The sequence below is a fragment of the Mycobacterium sp. MUNTM1 genome (assembly GCF_054660795.1).
Genome location: NZ_BAAGDE010000079.1, coordinates 1 through 21,984 on the forward strand (window position 1 = coordinate 1; position 21,984 = coordinate 21,984).

Genomic DNA, 21,984 nt, shown 5'->3' on the forward strand with positions numbered 1-21,984 from the left:
AATCTTCCCGGGGTTGGTTCCCGTGGTTCATAACCCCATATTTTTTTTGTAGTCCCACAACCGACGGGTGGTGTGCTGCCGCGTCCTGCGGTTACCGTGCAGTTTGGCTTGAGGTAACTAGGGACCAAGTGGGGATTTGATGGACCAACAGAGCACCCGCACCGACATCACTGTCAACGTCGACGGCTTCTGGATGCTCCAGGCGTTGCTGGACATCCGGCACGTCGCGCCGGAGTTGCGGTGCCGGCCATATGTGTCTACCGATTCGAGCGACTGGCTCAACGAGCATCCCGGAATCGCGGTGATGCGCGAACAGGGCATAGTCGAGAACGATCAGGTGAACGAGCATGTGGCCGCGCGGATGAAAGTGCTCGCCGCGCCCGACCTCGAGGTTGTCGCCCTGTTGTCCCGGGGCAAGCTGGCCTACGGCGTCCTCGATGACGAAAATCAGCCCCCCGGCTCGCGCGACATCCCCGACAATGAGTTTCGGGTGGTCCTGGCCCGGCGCGGCCAGCACTGGGTGTCGGCGGTCCGGGTCGGCGGCGAGATCACCGTCGACGACGTCGCCGTCGCGGACAGCGCCTCGATTGCGTCCCTGGTGATCGATGCGCTGGAGTCCATCCACCACGCCGAGCCCGCGGCGATCAACGCCGTCAACGTGCCGCTGGAGGAGATGCTGGAAGCGACGAAGTCCTGGCAGGAGTCGGGCTTCAACGTGTTCTCCGGGGGCGACCTGCGCCGGATGGGGATCAGCGCCGCGACGGTGGCCGCGCTGGGTCAAGCGCTGTCCGACCCGGCCGCCGAGGTCGCGGTGTACGCCCGTCAGTATCAGGACGACGCCAAGGGCCCGAGTGCGTCGGTGCTGTCGCTCAAGGACGGTTCCGGCGGCCGCATCGCCCTCTACCAGCAGGCCCGGACCGCGGGTTCGGGGGAGGCGTGGCTGGCCATCTGCCCGGCCACCCCGCAGCTCGTGCAGGTGGGCGTCAAAACGGTGCTGGACACACTTCCTTATGGCGAGTGGAAAACGCACAGCCGGGTCTGACATTCGCGCGAAACACAGAGTTCACCAATGTCTTTGCACTCAACATGCGGTTGAGCTGCGAACACGGCATACTTCTCTCAAGGCATCAGCAAATCTCAAACCGGTGTCGACGACAACTCTTAATCGCAAGGCGAGGCAGATGGAATTCCAATTAGTCGGAATGCACTTTGCGGGGGGCCGCAGCACCTCGACGAGTACACCGGCGCACGCCCGCGCGCGACTCGCGGCACGGGCTCACTCATTCATCACGATAGGGAGTACAGGGCGATGACTGCGGTAGTTGAAGTACCACAGCCTGACGTAGAGGGAATCTCGCAGCCTCAGGCAGTCGTCGTCGGCGTGATGGCCGGCGCGGGTGTCCAGATCGGCGTCCTGCTGGACGCCAACGCCCCCGTCTCGGTAATGACCGAACCGTTGCTGAAGGTGGTCAACAGCAGACTGCGCGAACTCGGTGAGACGCCGCTGGAGGCGTCGGGCCGGGGCCGCTGGGCGCTATGCCTGGTGGATGGTTCGCCGCTGCGGGCCACCCAGTCGCTGAGCGAGCAGGACGTCTACGACGGCGACCGGTTGTGGATCCGGTTCATCCCGGACACCGAGCACCGCTCGCAGGTCATCGAGCACATCTCCACCGCCGTCGCGGCGGACCTCAGCAAGCGCTTCGCCGCGATCGACCCCGTCGTCGCGGTGCAGGTCGGTGCGTCGATGGTGGCCGTCGGCGTGACGACCGCGGCCGGACTGCTCGGCTGGTGGCGCTGGCACCACAACTCGTGGCTTCCGACCGTGTACGCGGGCGTGATCGGCGCTGTGGCGCTTGGTGTTTCGCTTCTGCTGTTGATGCGGGCGCACACGCAGCAGGAACGGCGCGTCGCCGACACCATGCTGCTGAGCAGCCTCGCACCGCTGGCGATCGCGGCGGCCTCGGCGCCGCCCGGCGGCGTCGGATCGCCGCACGCGGTACTGGGTTTCGGCGTCCTCACCATCGCCGCGATCCTCGCCCTGCGGTTCACCGGACGCCGACTGGCGATCTACACCGCGATCGTCACCGTCAGCCTGATCGCGTCGGTGGCCGCGCTCGCACGCATGGTCGCCATGACGAGCGCCGTCACGCTGTTCACCTGCGTCGTGCTGGTGTCCGTTATGATCTACCAGAGTGCGCCGGCGATCTCGCGGCGCCTGGCCGGCATCCGGCTGCCCGTCTTCCCGTCGGCCACCAGCCGGTGGGTGTTCGAGGCCCGGCCCGACCTGCCCACCACGGTGGTGCGCTCCGACGGTGGCCCACCGGTGCTGGAGGGGCCCGCCTCCGTGCGCGACGTGTTGACCCAGGCCGAACGCGCCCGCTCCTTCCTGTCGGGTTTGCTGATCGGGCTCGGCGTGCTGATGATCGTTTCCCTCACGGCGCTGTCGGACCCGCACACCGGGCAGCGCTGGCTGCCGCTCCTGCTGGCCGGCTTCAGCGCGGGATTCCTGATGCTGCGCGGCCGCTCCTACGTCGACCGCTGGCAGGCGATCACCCTGGCCGGGACGGCGGTGCTGATCGTCGGTGCGGTGGTGTTGCGCTACGCGCTGGTGCTGCAGTCGCCGCTCGCGATCTCGATCAGCGCGGCCATCCTGGTTCTGCTGCCCGCGGCGGGGCTGACATCGGCGGCCGTCGTGCCGAACACCGTCTACAGCCCGCTATTCCGCAAATTCGTGGAATGGATTGAATACCTCTGCCTGATGCCAATTTTCCCGCTGGCATTGTGGTTGATGAATGTCTATGCAGCAATCCGCTATCGCTAACGGCAAGGTGTGGCGTGGTCGCGCGTCCGCCGCGACCGTCGCCGCCGCGCTGCTCGCGTCGGGCGCCTTGGCCGGCCTGCCGCCCGCGTACGCGATCTCGCCCCCGACGATCGACGCCGGCGCGGTCCCACCGGACGGTACGCCCGGGCCGGGTGCCCCGATGAAGCAGAACTCGTACTGCACCGAGGTCGGTGTGCTGCCCGGGACGGATTTCCGGCTGCAGCCCAAGTACATGGACATGCTGAATCTGCAGGAGGCGTGGCAGTTCGGTCGGGGCGCCGGCGTGAAGGTGGCCGTCATCGACACCGGCGTGACGCCGCACCCCCGGTTCCCGCACCTGATTCCCGGCGGTGACTACATCATGTCGGGGGACGGCCTGTCCGACTGCGACGCGCACGGCACCATCGTGGCGTCGATGATCGGTGCGGCGTCGGCCAACGGCGCGGGCGTGCCGCCGGCGGCACCGCGCAAGCCGGTCACCATCCCCACCACCGAGCCCCCGCCGAAAGCGCCACCGCCGCAGACGGTGACGCTGTCACCGCTGCCGCAGACGGTGACGATGGTCCCACCGCCACCGCAGTCTCAGGAACAAGCGCCCGCCCCCGGCCCCTTCGGCGCGCCACCGCCGCAACCGGCGGCTCCGCAGCCCGCGGGCCCGCCGCCGGGACCGCCGCAGGCCGGCCAGGGTCCCAATGGGCAGGCGCCGGCGTCCAGCCACGGCGGCGGCACGGTGACCATCCCGGGCTACGCCGGTGGCGGGCACGTCGCCAACGTCGACAACCTGCGTGGCCCGCGCCCGCTCGACCCGCCACCACCGCCGCCCCCGCCACCGAAAGCCGGGCCGGACGCGTTCAGCGGGGTGGCCCCGGATGTCGACATCATCGCGATCCGGCAGTCCAGCCAGGCCTTCGGCCTCAAGGACGCCTATACCGGTGACGAGGACCCGCAGACGTCGGCGAAGATCGACAGCGTCCAGACGATGGCGCGCGCGATCGTGCACGCCGCCAACATGGGCGCTCAGGTGATCAACATCTCCGACGTGACGTGCATGAGTGCGCGCAACATCATCGACCAGCGTTCACTGGGCGCGGCGGTGCGCTACGCGGCGGTCGACAAGAACGCCGTCATCGTGGCCGCCGCCGGTGACACCAGCAAGAAGGACTGCAAGCAGAACCCGCCCCATGATCCGTTGCAGCCCAACGATCCTCGTAACTGGAACGCGGTCACCACTGTCGTGACGCCGTCGTGGTTCAGCGACTACGTCCTGACGGTCGGCGCGGTCGACACCGACGGCCGCCCGCTGAGCCAGGGCAACCAGGGCCAGGCGTCGACGAGCGTGGCCGGCCCGTGGGTCGGCATCGCCGCACCCGGAACCGACGTCATCGGACTGTCGCCCCGGGACGACGGCCTGATCAACGCTATCGACGGACCCGACAACACGCTGCTGGTCCCGTCCGGCACCAGCTTCTCGGCGGCGATCGTGTCCGGCGTCGCGGCACTCGTGCGGGCGAAGTTCCCGCAGCTGTCGGCGTATCAGGTCATCAACCGGTTGACCCGGACTGCCCGTGCGCCGGCGCGTGGCGTGGACAACCAGGTCGGTCATGGCGTCGTCGACCCGGTGGCGGCACTGACCTGGGATGTCCCCGACGGTCCGGTGAAACCACCGCAGCAACTATCGGCACCGCTGAACATTCCGAAACCCGCCCCGGCCCGCGATATGGTGCCAGTGTGGGTGGCCGCCGGCGGCTTGCTCGGGGCGCTACTCATCGGCGGCGGAGTGTTCGGCACGGCGACGCTGATGAAGCGATCGCGGAAACAGCAATAGGGGCGGAGCAGCTTTCATGAAGCGTCAGCGCAGGTTTGGGTTGTCATTGTCGTGGCAACGGCTGACCACCGTGTTTGTGGTCGACGTCCTGATCTTGGTGGTGGCCAGCCACTGCCCCGAGTCCTGGCAGGGCACGTATCGCATCGCGTTCTGGGTTGGTGTTGGCCTGGCCGTGTTGGTGACGCTGCTGTCGCTGGTCACCTACCACGGCCTCACCGTTACGTCGGGGTTGGCCACGTGGCTGTGGGATTGGTCCGCCGATCCGGGCTCCGCGCTGTCCGCGGGCTGCACGCCGGCCCTCGACTACCAGCGCAAGTACGGGCGCGACAAGGTCGGTGTGCGGCAGCACGAAGGCCAGCTGGTCACGGTGATCGCCATCAACGGCGGTGACGACGACTCGCCGTCGCGCCTTCGTCACCGCCACTCGGCGCCCACGCTGTTGGTGTCGGCCGTCGCTTCGGGCCTGCGCCAGTTCGACGTCCACCTCGATGGCGTCGACATCGTCGCGGTGAAGGTCCGCCGCGGCGGACCTGAAGCCAAAGCCGCCGAGTTGTCCAAGCTCGACGACTGGGGCCCCGAGGAGTGGGACGTGGCCAACGACGAGCCCACCTCCTACGTTCGCCGCACCTGGCTGGTGTTGCGGATGAACCCGCAGCGCAACGTCGCCGCCGTCGCGGCCCGCGATTCGCTGGCGTCGACCCTGGTGGCCGCGACCGAACGGCTCGCGCAGGACCTCGACGGGCTGACCTGTGCGGCCCGGCCGCTGACGGCGGAGGAGCTGGCCGAAGTCGATCGTGCGGTCCTGGCCGATCTGGAACCGACCTGGAGCCGTCCCGGCTGGCGCCGGCTCAAGCACTTCAACGGGTTCGTCACCAGCCTGTGGTTGTCCCCGTCCGACATCACCACCGACAAGCTTGATGAGCTGTGGGAGGACGAGACCGTCGCCACCGTGCTCACCGTCCGGCTCATTTCGCGCGGCGGCCGGCCGCAGGTATCGGCCTGGGTGCGGTACCACACCGAAAAGCGGCTGCGCAGAAACGTCTCCTCGGGCCTCAACCGCCTCACCGGACGTCAGCTGGCCGCGGTGCGAGCCAGCCTGCCCGCCCCCACGGCGCGCCCCCTGCTGGTCGTGCCGAGCCGTCCATTGCGCGCCGACGATGACGACCTCGCGCTATCCGTCGATCAGCGGCGAGGGAGCTCGGCGGGCGTGCCTGTAGCGCAATGACGAGGCCGCAAGCAACCGCTGAGGGTGCCCGCAATGCGATGGTCGCCGGCCTGCTGGCCTCGGGCGTCTCGGTCAACGGTCTGCAGCCCAGCCACAATCCGCAGGTTGCGGCGCAGATGTTCACCACCGCGACCAACCTGGATCCGGGGATGTGCGACGCCTGGCTGGCGCGGATCCTGGCGGGGGAGCAGAGCATCGACGTGCTGGCCGGCGCGTGGTCCTCGATCCGGACGTTCGGTTGGGAGACCCGCCGCCTCGGGGTGACCGAGTTGCAGTTCCGGCCCGAAGTTTCCGACGGGCTGTTCCTGCGGCTGGCGGTCACCACCGTGGAGACGTTGGCGTGTGCGTATGCCGCCGTCCTCGCCGAAGCGAAACGCTACGAGGAAGCCGCGAAACTGATCGACGGCGTCGAACCCCGCCAGCCCGTCGACGAGGAACTGGTCAGCTACGTGCGCGGCGTGCTGTACTTCCGCACGGCTCGGTGGCCGGACGTGCTGAATCAGTTCGCCGAGGGGAAGACCTGGCGGCAGCCGGAACTGAAGGCGGCCGGCGCGGCGATGGCCACCACGGCGCTGGCCTCGCTGGGGGTGTTCGAGGAGGCGTTGCGCCGGGGCCAGGAGGCCATCGAGGGCGACCGGGTGCCGGGCGCGGCCAACATCGCCCTCTACACCCAGGGCATGTGCCTGCGGCACCTGGGCCGCGAGGACGAGGCCGTCGAGCTGCTGCGCCGGGTGTACTCGCGGGACCCGAAGTTCACGCCGGCCCGCGAAGCGCTGGACAATCCGAACTTCCGCCTGGTCCTGACCGACCCGGAGACGATCGAGGCCCGGACCGACCCGTGGGACCCGGGCAGCGCGCCGACTCGGGCCGAGGCCGAGGCCGCCCGCCACGCCGAAGAGGCGGCGAAGTACCTCGCCGAAGGCGACGCCGAACTCAACGCCATGCTCGGCATGGAACGCGCCAAGCGCGAGATCAAGCTCATCAAGTCGACCACCAAGGTGAACCTGGCGCGCGCCAAGATGGGCCTTCCTGTGCCGGTCACTTCGCGCCACACCTTGTTGCTCGGTCCGCCCGGTACCGGAAAGACCTCGGTGGCAAGGGCTTTCAGCAAGCAGCTGTGCGGGTTGACCGTGCTGCGCAAGCCCGTGGTGGTGGAAACCAGCCGCACCAAGCTGTTGGGCCGCTACATGGCCGACGCGGAGAAGAACACCGAGGAGATGCTCGAGGGCGCCCTGGGTGGCGCGGTCTTCTTCGATGAGATGCACACGCTGCACGAGAAGGGCTACCAACAGGGCGACCCCTACGGCAACGCGATCATCAATACGCTGCTGTTGTACATGGAGAATCACCGCGACGAGCTGGTGGTATTCGGCGCCGGCTACGCCAAGGCGATGGACAAGATGCTCGAAGTGAATCAGGGCCTGCGGCGACGCTTTTCGACCGTCATCGAGTTCTTCAGCTACACCCCGGACGAGCTGGTTGCGCTGACCCGGTTGATGGGCCAGGAGAACGAAGACGTGATCACCGACGAATCGGCGCAGGCGCTGTTGCCGTCGTACACGAAGTTCTACCTCGACGAGAGTTATTCGGAGGACGGCGATCTCATCCGCGGCATCGATACGCTCGGCAACGCCGGTTTCGTGCGCAACGTGGTGGAGAAGGCGCGCGATCACCGCAGCTTCCGGCTCGACGACGAGGACCTGGATGCGGTGCTGTCCAGTGACGTGACCGAGTTCAGCGAGCGGCAACTGCTGCGGTTCAAGGAGCTGACTCAGGAGGATCTCGCCGAGGGTCTCAGCGCGGCGGTCGCCGAGAAAAAGTCGGACTGACCCGCCGCGTGCCGGCCCGCGCGGGTGCACCGCAGGTGTCGGCAGGGTGAACCCCCCGGGAATGCGTTGTACGTCAGCTTGACTCAGCGCAGGCCGAGTGCCACCATTGCCAATGCAAGCACCTCGCTAGGTGAGGCGTCTGCACGGACACAGGCCACTGACCTCGAACGTCGAAAGACGCCCAGGGTCAGGACAGCTCCTCCCGGATTAAGGGTTGAGCCCAAGTGGCTTCCGGCTTCGGTTGGTCGGATACGCCGTGTGGTGCCGAAGCTCTGACGAGAGGGGTGCCGCAACCGGCCGTTTCGCCTGGTTGTTCCTCCCCGTGTGCACTGTGTGGCACCCCCGCGTGCCCTGGCTTTGAGGAGGTGAGAGCGAATTAGTCCCGATGACAGTCCGTATGCCAGATCGTTGACCATTTCGCGTCGATCCGACCTCGGCATCGCATTTTCCTGAATTGGCTTATATTTAGCCGATTTTCGTAATACGCGCGCTCGCTGACGTGCGGCGTAGGCGCGCGCCCGCGGCACGGCCAGAAGCTCTGGCATGCCTACTTCTTCGTGGGGAGATATGTGATGAATTTTGTTACCGCACAGCCGGAATCCCTGGACGTTGCCGCCGGCCGGCTGCAAGAGATCGGTTCGGCCCTGACCGCCCAGAACTCGGCCACCGCCGCCCCGATGACCGGGGTGGTGCCCGCCGCCGCCGACGAGGTCTCACTGCTGACCGCTGCGCAGTTCGCACGGCACGCCCAGACATTTCAGGCGCTCAGCGCCCAAGCTGCGGCGATACACGAAAACTTCGTGACCACCTTGCAGACCAGCGCCGGATCGTATGCGGCCACCGAGGCCATCAACGCAGCCTCGGCCCGCTGAGTATTCCTGGGGGATCGATCATGTTGGACTTTGCGGCGCTGCCGCCGGAAATCAACTCGGCGAGAATGTATTCGGGGCCGGGATCCGGGCCGATGCTGGCCGCCGCTGCCGCCTGGAACACGATCGCCGCTGAGATGCGTTCCGCGGCAGCCTCTTACGGCTCCGTTGTCACTGAGCTCGGCAGCGAAGGCTGGCTGGGTCCTTCATCGATGTCGATGGTGGCCGCGGCGGCACCCTACCTGGCTTGGCTGGACGGCACCGCCACCCAGGCCGAGGAGGTCGGCAGTCAAGCCTTCGCCGCCGCCACCGCGTACGAGTCGGCGTTTGCGATGACGGTGCCCCCGCCGGTGGTCGCGGCCAATCGCGCTCAACTGGCGATGCTGGTTGCGACCAACATCTTTGGTCAAAACACCCCGGCAATCGCCGCCACCGAAGCGCAGTACGCCGAAATGTGGGCCCAGGACGCGGGCGCGATGAACGGCTATGCCACCGCATCGAACGCGGCGGCACAGTTCACGCCGTTGACCACGCCGCAGTCGAACACCAACGCCGACGGGGTGGCCGGCCAAACCAACGCGGTGGCTCAGGTGGCTCAAACGCCGGCCGGTGCCGTGCAGTCGAACCTGTCGTCGGCGATCAGCGGTGCCAGCTCCTCGTCTCCTGGGTCGGTGTCGTCGTATCTGGCGGGCCTGCTGAGCGGCTCGGACAATTCGGCCTTCGGCACCTTCACGAATGGCAACTTCTTCAGCACCGCGGTGGTCAACGGCGCCCTTGCCGGTGGCCCGTTCAACCCGCAATTCATCATTTCGTCGGTCCAGGGCGTCCTGACCGCGCAGCACGCCACCACGCTGGGCGGTCTAGGGGACTTCGCCGCGGACGCCGAAGACGCCGCGACCGCCGACCTGGCATCGAACACGGTACGGTCGGCCGGCCTCGGCGGCGCCTCTGCCGGGGTCGGCAACGCGCAACTGGTGGGATCGATGTCGGTGCCGCAAAGCTGGGCGTCGGCGGCCAATATCGCCCCCGGTCAGACGGCCGCGCAGGCCACCGGCGTCACGGGTCTCACCGACACCGCGGCGGCCCCCGCGGCAGGCGGTCCCGGAGGCGTCGCGGGGCCGATGGGCGGCGCCGGCCGGCGACTACGCCGCGCCATCCCCAAATACGGGTTCCGACCCGTCGTCATGCCACGTCCGCCGGCCGCCGGCTGAGAACTCGGGAGAAGATGTCATGTCGCTTTATGCGGGATTGCCGCCGGAAATCAACTCGGCCAGAATGTATTCCGGTCCGGGCTCGGAATCCATGCTGGCTGCTGCGGCCGCATGGAACGCTATTTCTGCTGAAATGCGCTCCGCTGCAACCAATTATGGATCCGTGCTGGCGGCGCTCACCGGCGAAGGCTGGTTCGGCCCGTCCTCGGCGAAAATGTCGGCTGCCGCGGCACCCTTCGTCGAGTGGCTGAACACCACCGCCGCACAGGCCGAGCAGGCGGGCACACAAGCCAACGCGGCCGCGGCCGCCTACGAGGCCGCGTTCGCCGCGACCGTGCCGCCGGCCGCCGTCGCGGCCAATCGCACCCAGCTGACGAACTTGGTGGCGAGCAACATTTTCGGCCAGAACACCGGATTGATCGCGGCCAATGAGGCCCAGTACGGGGAGATGTGGGCTCAAGACGCAGCCGCGATGACCAACTACAGCGCCGCCTCGCGCGCGGCAACCCAAATGACGCCGTTCCAACAGCCGCAGTCCGAGACCACCAGTAACGGAACGGCCCAACAAACCGCCGCGGTCGTCAACGCCGCCTCGAGCAGCTCGAGCACCTCCTCGGGAGAGAGTCTGCTGGCGTGGCTGGGACTCGCGCCCAATACCAACGGCTCCGGCCAGCCCGGGCTCGCGGGACTCATGAACTTTTTGGATGGATCCGACGGGAACGTGTTCGGAAGCTTCCTCAACAACGCCTCGGTCGCCAATTTTTCCAACGCGTTCACCACCAGCGGGCTACTGAACCCGACGTCGTTCGTCGATGCGGCGGTCAACATGAACTCCATCTCCGCCCTGAATGCCGTCGACTCGACCACGTCGGGATTGGGAGTCCTGGCCGCCGGCCTCGGGGGTACCGCGAACCTGGCGTCGGTGACGGCGCCCGGCGCGGCAGCGGTCGCTGGCGTGGGGCAGGCGAGTCTGGTTGGGGCCCTGTCGGTTCCGCCGTCCTGGGGCGCCACCGGAGCGGCGATCACACCACTGGCGGCGACGACACAGGTCGGCCTGGGGGCGTACCACGGCTTCGGTTCGGCCACCCCGATGGTGATGGAAGAGGCTGGGGCAGTGGGCATGCCGGGCGTGCCCCTGGCGGGCATCCCCGGTGGGCATGAGGAGGAATTCTCTGAGCCGATGTACGGGTTCCGCCTCCGCATCATGGGTCGCCCGCCGGCGGCCGGGTAGGGGACAGGGACGCGACATGAGGTTCCTACCGTTTCTGGCCGGCGCCGTTGCCTTCGTCGGCGTGGCAGTACCTGCGCACGCGGACGCCGACGACGACGCGTTCCTTGCTGCCCTCAACAAGGCCGGGATCACCTATCAGAAGCCCGACCGCGCAATCAAAGCGGGCCAAAAGGTGTGCGACTTGGCAAGCTCTGGCACCTCAGAGGCCGACATGATCAAGGATCTGCACGAGTTCAACCCGGCGTTCACGATGGATAAGGCGGCGCTGTTCGTCCAGGCCGCGGCCAGCGTCTATTGCCCCGAAAGGCTATCCACGAGCGACGGCGGCACAAACCCACACAGCAGTAGCTGACGGCCTCAGCATCCACATTGCAGTCAAGCGTGGCGCGCTTGGCTTCCGGATGGCGCGGGGCGGCCGATTGAATGTCAACCACACAACCCCAAAGAGCAGGGCTTGGCAACTTCTCACAGCCGGTTATCGGGCGGGGTGAGGGGACTGGAAAACACCCGTGATCAGCGAATGATGCCTCCCAGGAAACTGTCAGTAGCTAATCAGTGCTGGGGCAGACTGACCGCGTCTACTCGTATGGGGAACGTGAGGAGAACGGTATGACGATCAATCGCTTCGGACGCCGGTGAGGAGGTCATCACCGGTGGTGGGCCACTACGTCCAGGCGATCTACCAGCCGGTCAATTCCGGCGGACGGGGCGTCAGGGACGTTCGGCGGCATTACCCAAGACCTGGGACGCGATTAGCGCTAACCACAAAAGATGGGTTGACGTTTTTTGAGCCGATATAGGAGGTTGCCAACATTAGCGACCGGATACAGCAGTAGCTGCTGAGCCAGATTATCGTTCGGCAATGGTGCCGATTTTCGTACAGAATTCGCTGAATTAGCGAACCGCGGATAATTCGATTTATCCGCTGCCCAACGCTGCTCACAATCGCTTTTCCGCGTGATTCACACCACGCACTCGTCCGCTACTGTGCACGGTCCTCACACAGTTCAAGACGTTTCGAACACGTTTGTTTAACAAATGTTTACCTGACGGGAACGCCCGCCGAAATAACCGATGGGCAGCATCGTGAGCGCAAAGCAACGCGGCTTGACTAGTCGTTCGAATGCCATTCAGGCGCCGATTCAAAGCTAGGAGAGGTATGGCTTTGTTGTCTGCAGAACACCGGATTTGCACATGTGTCCTATAACGGATTCGTCGAATTGCTTTCGGGTCGCGACTTTGTCGATACCCGGACCGCGGAGCGGGGCGGACGTTAGCCGCGAGATGAGGGGTCGGAGCTGATGTTGGATTTCGGGGCTTATCCGCCCGAATACAACTCGGGGCGGATGTACATCGGAGCGGGGTCGGGGCCGCTGCTGGCCGCCGCGGCCGCGTGGGACGAATTGGCCGCGGAGCTGCAAAGCGCCGGGGCGTCATACAGCTCGACGATCGACACGCTTGCCACGGGTCCGTGGACGGGTCCGTCGTCCATCGCGATGGCGGCCGCGGCGGCACCGTACGTGGCCTGGATCCACGCCACCGGCGCGCAAGCCGAGCAGGCGGGCGCCCAGGCCAAACTGGCCGCGGGCGCCTACGAGGCCGCGTTCGCGGCGACGGTTCCGCCGCCGGTGATCGCCGCCAATCGCTCGCTGCTCGCGACCTTGGTCGCCACCAACATCCTCGGCCAGAACACCCCGGCGATCGCCGCCACCGAGGCCCACTACATGGAGATGTGGGCGCAGGATGCCGCCGCCATGTATGGGTACACGGCGGCGTCGGCGAGCGCCGCGCAGCTGACGCCGTTCGCCGAGCCACCCCAGACAACCAATGACTCGGCCGGTCCGACGCAAGCCGCCGCGGTCGCTCAGAGCACCGGGCAGTCCAGCGCGAATACCGTCAGCCACCTTTCCCAATTGAGCACCACGATGCAGCCGGCGGCACAGGCCGTCAGCAACGCCGGCACGGCGGGTACCACGTCGACGCAGCTGACCACGCCGAGCTTCATCACCAACTGGAATGAGTTCTGGTCGGTCGTGACCGGCGTCTACTCGCCGCAGTCGTGGAGCACCATCCCCGGCGGTCCCTTCCTGTCGTTCGGCCAGGCCTATGCGTGGGGGCAGAACGGTCAGGGCGCGGCCGCGTATCTGGCTGGGCCCAAAGCCATTTCCGGGGCGTTGGCGCCGCTGGCCAGTGGCGCCAACGGCGTCAAGCCGATGCTCAGCTCCGCGGTCGGGGCGGGGCAGGCGTCGGGGTCGATGGGCAGAGCCGCTCTGGTGGGCGGCATGTCGGTGCCGCAGGGCTGGACGGAAGCCGCCCCGGCGATCCGGACACTCGCCCAGGAGCTACCGACCAACATGGCAGCGCTGCCGGCCGCGATGGCCGGTGAGGAGGGCGTCTTCAACCAGATGGCCCTGTCCAGCCTTGCCGGGCGCGCCGTCGCGGCCGCCGCAACCCGGCCCGCCGGAGCCGCCGGCTCGGTGGCGGGTTCGCTGGGCGGCGTTGCCGCCGAAGCCGATCCGGCCGCGGCCACCATCATCGTGATCCCGTGCATCGAGGAGTGATCGCGATGACCAAACCGTATGGCAGCCAGGCACTGCCGATCCAGCCAGCCAGGTAAGGGGTACGCGAGATGTTTTACGGAGCCTTTCCGCCGGAGTTCAACTCGGGTCGGATGTACAGCGGCCCGGGAGCGGGATCGTTGGTTGCCGCGGCGACGGCCTGGCAGAACCTGGCCACCGAATTGCAGTCCACCGCAACGTCGTATGAGTCTGTGCTCTCGAGCCTGACGGCAGGGCCCTGGGTGGGTCCGTCATCTATCGCCATGGCGAGCGCGGCCGCGCCGTATGTGGCCTGGATGCAGCAAACCGCCGCGCAGGCCGCACAATCCGCGGTGCAGGCCACCGAGGCGGCCGCCGCCTACGAGACGGCTTTCGCGGCCCACGTGCCGCCCGCGGTCATCTCGGCGAACCGGACACTGCTCGCGCAGCTGGTGGCCTCCAACGTGTTCGGGCAGAACACGTCGGCGATCGCCGCGAATGAGGCCGAATACAGCGAGTTTTGGGCCCAGGATGCCACAGCGATGGACACGTACTTCACCTCGTCGGCGACCGCATCCAACAACCTGACGGAATTCAGCCCCGCACCCAAGACCACCAATGAAGCCGCTGAGCCGATGCAGGCAACCGCGGTGAGTTGGGCGGCGAGCACCCCGGCCGCCAACGTCGCCAACACCGCGGCATCGGCGGCGACCACCACCTTGCCCTACAGCGGTCTCTTCTCCGGCCCGGCGAACCTGGCTTACCTCTACCAGACGTTCATGACGGATCTGTTCAACACCGTTCCCGGCGGGGCCAGCTTCTACACGGCCATGTACAACGCGGTGAAGGTGCCGCTGGGGCTGACCACGCAATTCAACGACATCGGGCTGCTGATCAACTTCCCGCTGTCGCAGTGGCTCAAGTTCGCCCCGCCCGTCGGGTACGGGGCGCTGCCGAAAGATGCGCTGGGCGCCGGCCTGGGGGCGTTGGGTTTCGGTCGCGGCACCCTCTACAGCTCGATCACCCCGATCGCCGGCATGGGCAACGCGGGCACCCTGGTCGGAAGGCTGTCGATCCCGCCGAGCTGGGCGACGTCCACGCCGGCCATCCGGACCGTCGCCGCCGCGCTGTCGGCCGCCGGCGCCGAGGCCGTGCCCGCGGCCGCGCTGGGCCAGGGGAGTCTGTTCAGCTCGATGGGCCTGGCCGGGATGTTGGGTAGCGCCGTGGGCGCCGGCGGGCCCACCGTGGCGCGGGCGGGCGTGCGAAACCGGATGGCTCCGCTCAAGGACCTCAAAGACAAACAATCGCCGGAACAGCTGAAACGCCTCGTCGCCCAGATCTCGGAGAAGCCCGAAACCGTACAGCACCACAACGTCGATCAGGAGAACCTCGACGCGCTCCTTGAACAACTGGCCAAGAAGCCCGGCATCCACGCGGTGCACCTGAAGAAGGGCGACAAGCCGAAGGTCATACCCGCCGATGCCCAGTTAGGTTGACGGCCAAGGCAACTCACATGGTTCAGCATTCTTCGAAACAACCGAAAGGGAGGCAGAGATGAGAACACTTCTGGCGCTGCTCGGCGCGTCGGCGATGATCGGCCTTGCCGCACCGGCGCATGCCGATCCTCCACCCGTGCCGGACGGTGACGACGGCGGGTTCGTGGCCGCGCTGCAGCAAGCCGGGTTCAGCTTCAACAACCCCGGCTCGGCCGTCGCCGCCGGCAGAGCGGTGTGTTCCTGCCTGAACAACGGCGAGTCGGGCCTGGAGCTGGTCCACGACGTGAAAACGCACAACCCCGGGATGGACATGGAGATGGCGTCGAACTTCGCCCTGCTTTCCGCGAAGTACTACTGCCCCCAGCAGCTCTCCAAGGCGTGAGCCGCGCCGGGCGGGTGGCGATCGCTGGGCGCGTCAACCTCGAATGCTCTGCCGCTCAAAGGGTCTCGATAGCAACGCCCGCCACTGCGAAGACCGCCGCGACGTGGGACAATCTCGGGTCATGAGACTGCTGCTGGCGCTGAGTGTCGGCGTTTCGGCCGCGATCGGAATGGTCCCGCTCGCGCATGGCGATCCGGGGACGCCCGGCGTCGACGAGGCCGGTTTCCTTGCCTCCCTGCGGAGTGCGGGCATCACCTACTCGTCCCCCGACGGGGCGATCAAGTTCGCCAAGGCGGTGTGCGTGTCGATGAGCAACGGCGAGTTCGGCCCGCAGATGCTCGACGAGCTGAAGAGCGAAAACCCCGGCCTCACCAACGATCACGCGACGTCGTTCCTGGCGATCGCCGCGAAATACTATTGCCCGCAGCAACTCGGCGGAAAAAGCTAGCGGCGGGGCGCCGCGGTGGGGCCGATAGCGCGACCCTGGCGAAGCATGTGAACAACTTCGTCGCCAAATGGTGCGGCCTTAATGCGCATCCGCTTCTCCTGTGACAGCCGCCCGGTGCAATGCCGTCCCGAGAACGAAAGGACGGCGCCGAGCACCTGCTGTGGACACATGAAACATAGATATGTTCCACCTGCAGATCGCATGAATTCCATGTGAGCCGGAGCTTGTTTGCCGGCTGGTCGTAGATCCGCCCCTACCCTGGCGCCAGAGCAGGACGGGAGGCGACGGGTGGACTTTGGGGCGCTGCCACCAGAGGTCAATTCAGGACGGATGTACGTGGGTGCCGGATCGGGACCCTTGCTGGCCGCCGCCGCGGCATGGGACGTGCTGGGAGCCGAGCTGTATTCCTATGCGGCGGCCTATAATTCGACGATCACGGGCATGACCGTCGGGTCCTGGTTCGGACCGGCGGCGACGTCGATGAGCGCCGCGGTCGCCCCGTACCTGGCGTGGGCGACCCAGTCCGCCGCACAGGCGGAGCAGGCGGCCGTGCAGGCAAGACTCGCCGCCGCGGCCTACGAGACCGCGTTCGCCGCGACTGTGCCCCCGCCGGTGATCGCCGCCAACCGCAGCCTGTTGATGACTTTGATTGCCACGAACATCCTCGGCCAGAACACGGCGGCCATTGCGGCGGCCGAGGCGGAGTACGCCGAAATGTGGGCCCAGGACGCCGCCGCGATGTATGCCTACGCCGCCTCGTCGGCGGCGGCCACGCAGTTAACGCCCTTCGCGGAGCCACCGCAGACCACCGATTCATCCGCGGTGGCAAGGCAATCCGCAGCGATCGCACGAAATGCCGCGTCGGACATCGCATCCCAGCTGCCGGCGCTGATCGACGTGCTGCCCACGATGCTGCAAGGTCTGGCGACGACGCCGTCAGCGGCGGCGGCGACGCCGGCGGCATCGATCATCGAAGCCATTTACCCGATCACCGCCGCCCTCAGGCCATTTTTCGCCGCCGTCACCGGCGCTTACAGCCCCATCGGGGCGATCATCCTGCCCGGCGGCTGGTGGCTGCTGTCCCTGCAAGCCCTGGGTCTGGCCCAGAACGCCCCGGGCGTCGCCGAACTGCTCGGCGGCGGGAAGGCCATCGCCGGGGGACTGTCGCCGCTGGCGCCGCTGCGGGGCGGCTACGTCTCCGCGGTGACCCCTGAGACCGGAGGCGTGGCGGGGTCGATGGGCCGCGCGACCCTGGTCGGTTCGCTGTCGGTCCCGCAAGGCTGGGCCACCGCCGTGCCCGTGATGAAGACCGTCGCCTCGGTGCTGCCTGGCGCGAGTCTGGGGGCCGTCCCGGCGATTGCCGCGACGGCGCAAGAGGCCTTGTTCGGCGAGATGGCCATGGCGAGTCTGGCCGGGCGCGCGTTGGCCGGCGCCGGTGTGCGCACCGTCAGCAATGGCACCACCGCAGTTGCTGCAGCGGCGAACGACGGCGTCGCCACCACCGCCACGATCATCGTGGTGCCGGCGGATTGAGCGGGCTTTGCGACATGAGAAACCCCATTGATCCAACCGACCGTGGAGGACGGCCCATGCCTTCTGTGATCGCCCGGCGGCAAACCTCGCTGGTCCACGCGATGTTTGCCGACGTTCGTGCGAGCGGTGCCCGTTCGTCCCCGGCGGTCACCGACCCGTCCGGCGCGGGGAAGGCCCGGCGATGAATTTCGCGGTCCTGCCCCCCGAAGTCATCTCTGCCCGGATGTACACGGGCCCGGGGGCGGCACCGATGTTGACGGCCGCCGCCGCGTGGGACGCATTGGCCACCGAACTGCAGTCCGCGGCGTCGTCCTACGGTTCGATCGTTGAGGGCCTGGCCAATGAGGCGTGGGCCGGCCCGTCGGCAGTAGCCATGGCCGCCGCGGCCCTGCCCTACGTGGCATGGATGTCGACGACCTCGGCGCAGGCCAAGGCCGCGGCAGTCCAGGCCACGGCAGCCGCCGACGCCTTCGAGGGCGCGTTCGCCGCGGTGGTGCCGCCGACCGAGATCGCGACCAATCGCACGCGGCTGGCAATGTTGCTGGCCACCAACGTTTTCGGGCAGAACACCACCGCAATCGCCGCCACCGAGGCCGAGTACGGCGAGATGTGGGCGCAGGACGCCGCCGCGATGTTCGGCTACGCCACCGCATCGGCCGCCGCCACGCGACTGACCCCGTTCACCGAGCCGCCCCAGACCACCAATGCGACGGGCATCGCCGCCCAGTCGGCCGCGCTGGGCCGGGCCAGCGCCCTGGCAACCGGCACCGGTGCGGCCGCGGACGCCGCCTCCCCGCCGTCCGGCATCATCAACCAGCTGCTCGAGGCCCTCGGCAACGCTTCCCGCGGTTACATGGAGTTCTGGGACGAGGTCCTCAACACCCTCACGGGTTCCCCGTTGGCCGGAACGACCTGGCAGAACACCTTCGGGATCCTCGCCGACATCGGCCGGTTCAGCACGGTCGCCAACGACAGCATGAGTCCGATCAACCTCGGCATGACCGAGTTCAAGATGTTCTACAAACTCCCGGTCGAGGGCCTCGACATCCCGAAGTCCGCGCTGGGGGCCGGGCTCGGTTTGCGTTCGGCCGGCGCGGGCCTGACCGGCGCGGTATCGGCGGGCGTGGGCGAGGCGAACGTGGTGGGCAAGCTGTCCGTGCCGCCGACCTGGGCGTCGGCGACCCCGGCGATCAGGTTGGCCGGCAGCCTGCCGACGGCCGCCAGTCTGGCCGCGGCGCCCACGGCCGGGATCCCGGGGAGCCTGCTCGGTCACATGGCGCTGGGCAGCCTGACCGGAGGCGCCCTGGGCGCTGTCGCGCCGCAGGTCGTGAGCGGCAAGGGCGTCCGAGCCCGCGCCGGCGGGGCGAAGACCACCGAGCCCGTCAAACTCGACGACGTCATCGCGAAGCTGCAAAAGCAGCCAGAAGCCGTGCAGCACTGGAATGTCGACAAGGCCGGACTCGACGCTCTGCTCGACCGATTGTCGACAAAGCCCGGGATCCATGCGGTGCACGTGTCCAGCGCGGACAAGCCCACGGTGACCCTGCCCGACGCACGTCTCGGGAAGGCGGGGGCGGTATGAGAGTCGTAACCGCGGTGTTCGGCGCTTTCGGCGCGATCGCATTCCCGGCGCTCGCGCACGCCGAGCCGGAGGGCGACGATGCGGCGTTCCTGGCCACCCTGAGCAATTCCGGTATCACGTACAGCAGCCCCGGTCAGGTCATTGCGTCCGCCAAAGCAGTGTGTGGGCTGATGGGCAGGGGCGAAACGGGCTTGCAGGTCGTCAGCGACATCAAGGATCAAAATCCCGGGATGACATTGGACGCCGCGGCCACATTCGCGGCGCTCGCATCGAGCGCCTACTGTCCCCACCACCTGACGCCCAAGACCGGTTAGCCTGGGACGCGCTGCGCGCCGGGGGGTACTCCCGATGTCAGCGGTTCGGTCGGACTCCACTTGCGGTTAACCCGGATTTGGTTTAGTTCCCTTTCGCCGTCTTGCAACCGGGAAGGAGCGTGTCGTTGGAGACGCTGAGCGCTCTCGATTTCCTGGTCCGGCTGGGCGTCGGCGTGGGCTGCGGCGCCCTCATCGGCCTGGAACGGCAGTGGCGGGCCCGGCGGGCCGGCCTGCGCACCAACGCGCTCGTGGCCGGCGGCGCGACGCTGTTCGTGCTCTACGCGGCGGCCACCTCCGACACCAGCCCCACCCGGGTCGCCTCCTATGTCGTCTCCGGCATCGGGTTCCTTGGCGGTGGCGTGATCCTGCGGGAGGGCGTCAACGTCCGGGGCCTCAACACCGCCGCCACCCTGTGGTGCTCGGCGGCGATCGGGGTGCTGGCCGCCTCCGGGCACTTGGTGTTCGCGCTGATCGGCACCGGCACCGTCATCGGCATTCACCTGCTGGGGCGCCCGCTGGGTCGGCTGATCGACCGGGACAACAGTGCCGAAGAAGACGAGAGCCTGGTGCCCTACCTGGTGCAGGTGGTCTGCCGTCCGAAACACGAGAAGTACGCGCGGGCCCAGATCGTCCAGCACGCCGGCAGTAACGACATCACGCTTCGCGGAATCCACACCGGCAACCCGGACGGCGACGAGGTCACCCTGACCGCCCATCTCCTGATGAACGGCGACGCCCCGGCCCGCCTGGAGCGGCTGGTGGCCGAACTGTCGCTGCTGCCCGGCGTCCGCGCGGTGCAGTGGTATGCCGGAGACGAAGCGCAGTCCGACGATCGTCGCTGAGGGCGGACGGACGCGGCCGCGCCCGTCGTAGTCTTACCTGTGTGAGTGCCCTGTCAGGCTTCCTGTCCGCCCTGCCTCCGCAGATGCGCGATCCGGTGCTGGTCGCCATCCCGTTCTTCCTGCTGCTGTTGACCCTCGAATGGACCGCGGCCCGCAAGCTCGAACACCTCACGGCCGAGGCCGCCGGCTCGGCGCGACCGGCGTCCGGGGCGCATCTGACCCGCGACTCGGTGGCGAGCATCTCGATGGGGCTGGTGTCGGTGGCCACCACGGCCGGCTGGAAGACCCTTGCTCTGCTCGGCTACGCCGCGATCTATGCCTACGTGGCGCCCTGGCACCTGTCGGCGACGCGCTGGTACACCTGGGTCGTCGCGATTCTCGGAGTGGACCTGCTCTATTACGCCTATCACCGGATCGCGCACCGGGTGCGATTGATCTGGGCGACTCACCAGGCCCATCACTCCAGCGAGTACTACAATTTCGCGACGGCGCTCCGCCAGAAGTGGAACAACAGCGGTGAGATCCTGATGTGGATTCCGTTGCCGCTGTTGGGAATTCCGCCGTGGATGGTGTTCTTCAGCTTCTCGTTGAACCTGATCTACCAGTTCTGGATTCACACCGAGCGGATCGACAAGCTGCCGCGGCCGCTCGAGTTCGTGTTCAACACGCCGTCGCATCACCGCGTGCACCACGGGATGGACAAGGTCTACCTCGACAAGAACTATGGCGGCATCCTCATCGTCTGGGACCGGCTCTTCGGGACCTTCCAGGCCGAGCTGTTCCGGCCGCATTACGGCCTCACGAAGCGCGTGGACACGTTCAACATCTGGACATTGCAGACCCGCGAGTACGTCGCGATCGCCCGCGACTGGCGATCCGCGACGCGGCTGCGCGACCGGTTCGGTTACGTGTTCGGGCCGCCCGGCTGGTTGCCTCGGGGCGCCCGCCAGACCGAGGCCGCCGCCCCGGCCGTGACCTCCCTGTAACATTTGCGCAGGCCGGCGCGAAAAGCTGAGCGTGGAGGAACGGTTACGCCGTAACCTCGCCTCCCGTCGGTATCGGCCCGATGGATCGGAGTTCATGGTGCATCGTCTGGCAACGCGCACGTTCGCCGCGTCGGCTACGGTCGTGGCCCTCGCCTCCTTTGCGCCGGCCGCGCCGGCCAAGGCCGACGTCGTGGTGTATCCGGGCATGGAAATACGCCAAGACAACCGGGTTTGCACGCTGGGATACGTCGACCCCGGCCTGAAAATCGCGTTCACCGCCGGGCACTGCCGGGGCGGGGGGAGCGGCGTGGTGACGGACCGCGGCGGCGCCCTCATCGGCCGGATGGCGGCGTTCCGGGACAACACCCCCAGCGGAACCACGGTGTCCACCAGCCAGGTGATCAACGACTACGAGGCGATCGTGCTGGACAACAGCGTGATGGCCAACAACATTCTGCCGGGTGGCCGCCCGCTGGTCTCCGATCCGGGCCTGACGCTGGCGCCCGGGCAGCCCGTCTGCCATTTCGGCGTGATCACCGGGGAAACCTGCGGGACGGTGGAGAGCGTGAACAACGGGTGGTTCACCATGTCGCACGGTGTGCAAAGCCATAACGGCGATTCGGGCGGACCGGTGTACCTGGCGCCCAGTGGTGGCCCCGGACAGATCGTCGGGATCTTCAACAGCGTGTGGGGGGACTTCCCGGCCGCGGTGTCGTGGGGGGCCACTTCGGAGGAGGTCCGCGAGGACCTCGGAGTGCGCGACAACGCGCACTAGGTGTAACTCTTTGACAGGTTGTGAACGGCGTGGTGAGCGGAAGTAGGTGAGGACCTCCGGTATCGGTGTGGTTACCAC

General features: G+C 67.5%; 19 protein-coding genes and 1 riboswitch. All 19 genes read left to right on the forward strand.

The annotated features are described in order from the left end of the window. Window positions 1-139 precede the first annotated feature (139 nt). The 19 genes from ACYQ8K_RS27745 to ACYQ8K_RS27835 all read left to right on the forward strand — a co-directional run bounded on the left by ACYQ8K_RS27745 (window position 140) and on the right by ACYQ8K_RS27835 (window position 21,906). Window positions 140-1,042, forward strand: coding sequence for an ESX secretion-associated protein EspG (locus ACYQ8K_RS27745; RefSeq protein WP_459974216.1), 903 nt, complete (start codon window positions 140-142; stop codon window positions 1,040-1,042). A 267-nt stretch (window positions 1,043-1,309) separates the two neighbouring features. Further along, complete coding sequence (eccD, locus tag ACYQ8K_RS27750) at window positions 1,310-2,821, forward strand: type VII secretion integral membrane protein EccD (protein WP_459974218.1); 1,512 nt, start codon at window positions 1,310-1,312, stop codon at window positions 2,819-2,821. Then, a complete protein-coding gene (locus ACYQ8K_RS27755; RefSeq protein WP_459974220.1) occupies window positions 2,799-4,646 on the forward strand; it encodes a S8 family serine peptidase in 1,848 nt (615 codons plus the stop codon). Before eccD ends, ACYQ8K_RS27755 begins: the two co-directional genes overlap by 23 nt. 16 nt (window positions 4,647-4,662) lie before the next feature. After that, a complete protein-coding gene (gene eccE / locus ACYQ8K_RS27760; RefSeq protein ID WP_459974222.1) occupies window positions 4,663-5,871 on the forward strand; it encodes a type VII secretion protein EccE in 1,209 nt (402 codons plus the stop codon). Continuing rightward, on the forward strand, window positions 5,868-7,700 hold the full coding sequence (gene eccA5 / locus ACYQ8K_RS27765; protein WP_459974224.1) for a type VII secretion system ESX-5 AAA family ATPase EccA5: 1,833 nt from the start codon (window positions 5,868-5,870) through the stop codon (window positions 7,698-7,700). The genes eccE and eccA5 overlap by 4 nt, the downstream gene beginning before the upstream one ends. Before the next feature lie 115 nt (window positions 7,701-7,815). Next, window positions 7,816-7,991: riboswitch (M-box (ykoK) riboswitch) on the forward strand. 281 nt (window positions 7,992-8,272) lie between these two features. Then, window positions 8,273-8,572: a PE family protein gene (locus ACYQ8K_RS27770; protein WP_459974226.1), complete on the forward strand. Its 300-nt coding sequence runs from the start codon at window positions 8,273-8,275 to the stop codon at window positions 8,570-8,572. Window positions 8,573-8,592: 20 nt separating this feature from the next. After that, entirely contained in the window at window positions 8,593-9,780 is a 1,188-nt protein-coding gene (locus ACYQ8K_RS27775; RefSeq protein WP_459974228.1) for a PPE family protein, SVP subgroup, read from the forward strand. A 19-nt stretch (window positions 9,781-9,799) separates the two neighbouring features. Further along, complete coding sequence (locus tag ACYQ8K_RS27780; protein ID WP_459974230.1) at window positions 9,800-11,011, forward strand: PPE family protein; 1,212 nt, start codon at window positions 9,800-9,802, stop codon at window positions 11,009-11,011. Window positions 11,012-11,027: 16 nt separating this feature from the next. Continuing rightward, window positions 11,028-11,363: a DUF732 domain-containing protein gene (locus tag ACYQ8K_RS27785; protein ID WP_459974231.1), complete on the forward strand. Its 336-nt coding sequence runs from the start codon at window positions 11,028-11,030 to the stop codon at window positions 11,361-11,363. Between the two features lie 949 nt (window positions 11,364-12,312). After that, window positions 12,313-13,572 carry a PPE family protein gene (locus ACYQ8K_RS27790; RefSeq protein WP_459974233.1) on the forward strand — a complete coding sequence of 420 codons (1,260 nt, stop codon included), beginning with the start codon at window positions 12,313-12,315 and terminating at the stop codon, window positions 13,570-13,572. Window positions 13,573-13,640: 68 nt separating this feature from the next. After that, on the forward strand, window positions 13,641-15,044 hold the full coding sequence (locus ACYQ8K_RS27795) for a PPE family protein (RefSeq protein ID WP_459974235.1): 1,404 nt from the start codon (window positions 13,641-13,643) through the stop codon (window positions 15,042-15,044). Window positions 15,045-15,102: 58 nt separating this feature from the next. Next, window positions 15,103-15,426 (forward strand): DUF732 domain-containing protein, encoded by a 324-nt coding sequence (locus ACYQ8K_RS27800; protein ID WP_459974237.1) that lies wholly within the window; start codon window positions 15,103-15,105, stop codon window positions 15,424-15,426. 121 nt (window positions 15,427-15,547) lie between these two features. Further along, window positions 15,548-15,874 (forward strand): DUF732 domain-containing protein, encoded by a 327-nt coding sequence (locus ACYQ8K_RS27805; RefSeq protein ID WP_459974239.1) that lies wholly within the window; start codon window positions 15,548-15,550, stop codon window positions 15,872-15,874. A 288-nt stretch (window positions 15,875-16,162) separates the two neighbouring features. After that, window positions 16,163-17,407, forward strand: coding sequence for a PPE family protein (locus ACYQ8K_RS27810; protein ID WP_459974241.1), 1,245 nt, complete (start codon window positions 16,163-16,165; stop codon window positions 17,405-17,407). A 181-nt stretch (window positions 17,408-17,588) separates the two neighbouring features. After that, window positions 17,589-18,989: a PPE family protein gene (locus tag ACYQ8K_RS27815; RefSeq protein WP_459974243.1), complete on the forward strand. Its 1,401-nt coding sequence runs from the start codon at window positions 17,589-17,591 to the stop codon at window positions 18,987-18,989. Then, window positions 18,986-19,303, forward strand: a complete 318-nt coding sequence (locus tag ACYQ8K_RS27820; protein ID WP_459974245.1) for a DUF732 domain-containing protein — start codon at window positions 18,986-18,988, stop codon at window positions 19,301-19,303. Before ACYQ8K_RS27815 ends, ACYQ8K_RS27820 begins: the two co-directional genes overlap by 4 nt. Window positions 19,304-19,428: 125 nt before the next feature. Continuing rightward, window positions 19,429-20,145 carry an MgtC/SapB family protein gene (locus ACYQ8K_RS27825; RefSeq protein WP_459974247.1) on the forward strand — a complete coding sequence of 239 codons (717 nt, stop codon included), beginning with the start codon at window positions 19,429-19,431 and terminating at the stop codon, window positions 20,143-20,145. 41 nt (window positions 20,146-20,186) lie between these two features. Beyond that, window positions 20,187-21,131, forward strand: a complete 945-nt coding sequence (locus ACYQ8K_RS27830) for a sterol desaturase family protein (protein WP_459974249.1) — start codon at window positions 20,187-20,189, stop codon at window positions 21,129-21,131. A gap of 94 nt (window positions 21,132-21,225) precedes the next feature. Beyond that, complete coding sequence (locus tag ACYQ8K_RS27835; RefSeq protein ID WP_459974251.1) at window positions 21,226-21,906, forward strand: Rv1815 family serine proteinase; 681 nt, start codon at window positions 21,226-21,228, stop codon at window positions 21,904-21,906. Window positions 21,907-21,984 lie beyond the last annotated feature (78 nt).

What these genes read in the sequence shown, in the direction of transcription:
- ACYQ8K_RS27790 (WP_459974233.1), top strand. Translation starts at nt 12,313, where the DNA reads ATGTTGGATTTCGGGGCTTATCCGCCCGAATACAACTCGGGGCGGATG.
- ACYQ8K_RS27755 (WP_459974220.1), top strand. Translation starts at nt 2,799, where the DNA reads ATGCAGCAATCCGCTATCGCTAACGGCAAGGTGTGGCGTGGTCGCGCG.
- ACYQ8K_RS27835 (WP_459974251.1), top strand. Translation starts at nt 21,226, where the DNA reads ATGGTGCATCGTCTGGCAACGCGCACGTTCGCCGCGTCGGCTACGGTC.
- ACYQ8K_RS27780 (WP_459974230.1), top strand. Translation starts at nt 9,800, where the DNA reads ATGTCGCTTTATGCGGGATTGCCGCCGGAAATCAACTCGGCCAGAATG.
- ACYQ8K_RS27770 (WP_459974226.1), top strand. Translation starts at nt 8,273, where the DNA reads ATGAATTTTGTTACCGCACAGCCGGAATCCCTGGACGTTGCCGCCGGC.
- ACYQ8K_RS27805 (WP_459974239.1), top strand. Translation starts at nt 15,548, where the DNA reads ATGAGACTGCTGCTGGCGCTGAGTGTCGGCGTTTCGGCCGCGATCGGA.
- eccD (WP_459974218.1), top strand. Translation starts at nt 1,310, where the DNA reads ATGACTGCGGTAGTTGAAGTACCACAGCCTGACGTAGAGGGAATCTCG.
- ACYQ8K_RS27745 (WP_459974216.1), top strand. Translation starts at nt 140, where the DNA reads ATGGACCAACAGAGCACCCGCACCGACATCACTGTCAACGTCGACGGC.
- eccA5 (WP_459974224.1), top strand. Translation starts at nt 5,868, where the DNA reads ATGACGAGGCCGCAAGCAACCGCTGAGGGTGCCCGCAATGCGATGGTC.
- ACYQ8K_RS27775 (WP_459974228.1), top strand. Translation starts at nt 8,593, where the DNA reads ATGTTGGACTTTGCGGCGCTGCCGCCGGAAATCAACTCGGCGAGAATG.
- ACYQ8K_RS27815 (WP_459974243.1), top strand. Translation starts at nt 17,589, where the DNA reads ATGAATTTCGCGGTCCTGCCCCCCGAAGTCATCTCTGCCCGGATGTAC.
- ACYQ8K_RS27820 (WP_459974245.1), top strand. Translation starts at nt 18,986, where the DNA reads ATGAGAGTCGTAACCGCGGTGTTCGGCGCTTTCGGCGCGATCGCATTC.
- ACYQ8K_RS27800 (WP_459974237.1), top strand. Translation starts at nt 15,103, where the DNA reads ATGAGAACACTTCTGGCGCTGCTCGGCGCGTCGGCGATGATCGGCCTT.
- ACYQ8K_RS27795 (WP_459974235.1), top strand. Translation starts at nt 13,641, where the DNA reads ATGTTTTACGGAGCCTTTCCGCCGGAGTTCAACTCGGGTCGGATGTAC.
- eccE (WP_459974222.1), top strand. Translation starts at nt 4,663, where the DNA reads ATGAAGCGTCAGCGCAGGTTTGGGTTGTCATTGTCGTGGCAACGGCTG.
- ACYQ8K_RS27785 (WP_459974231.1), top strand. Translation starts at nt 11,028, where the DNA reads ATGAGGTTCCTACCGTTTCTGGCCGGCGCCGTTGCCTTCGTCGGCGTG.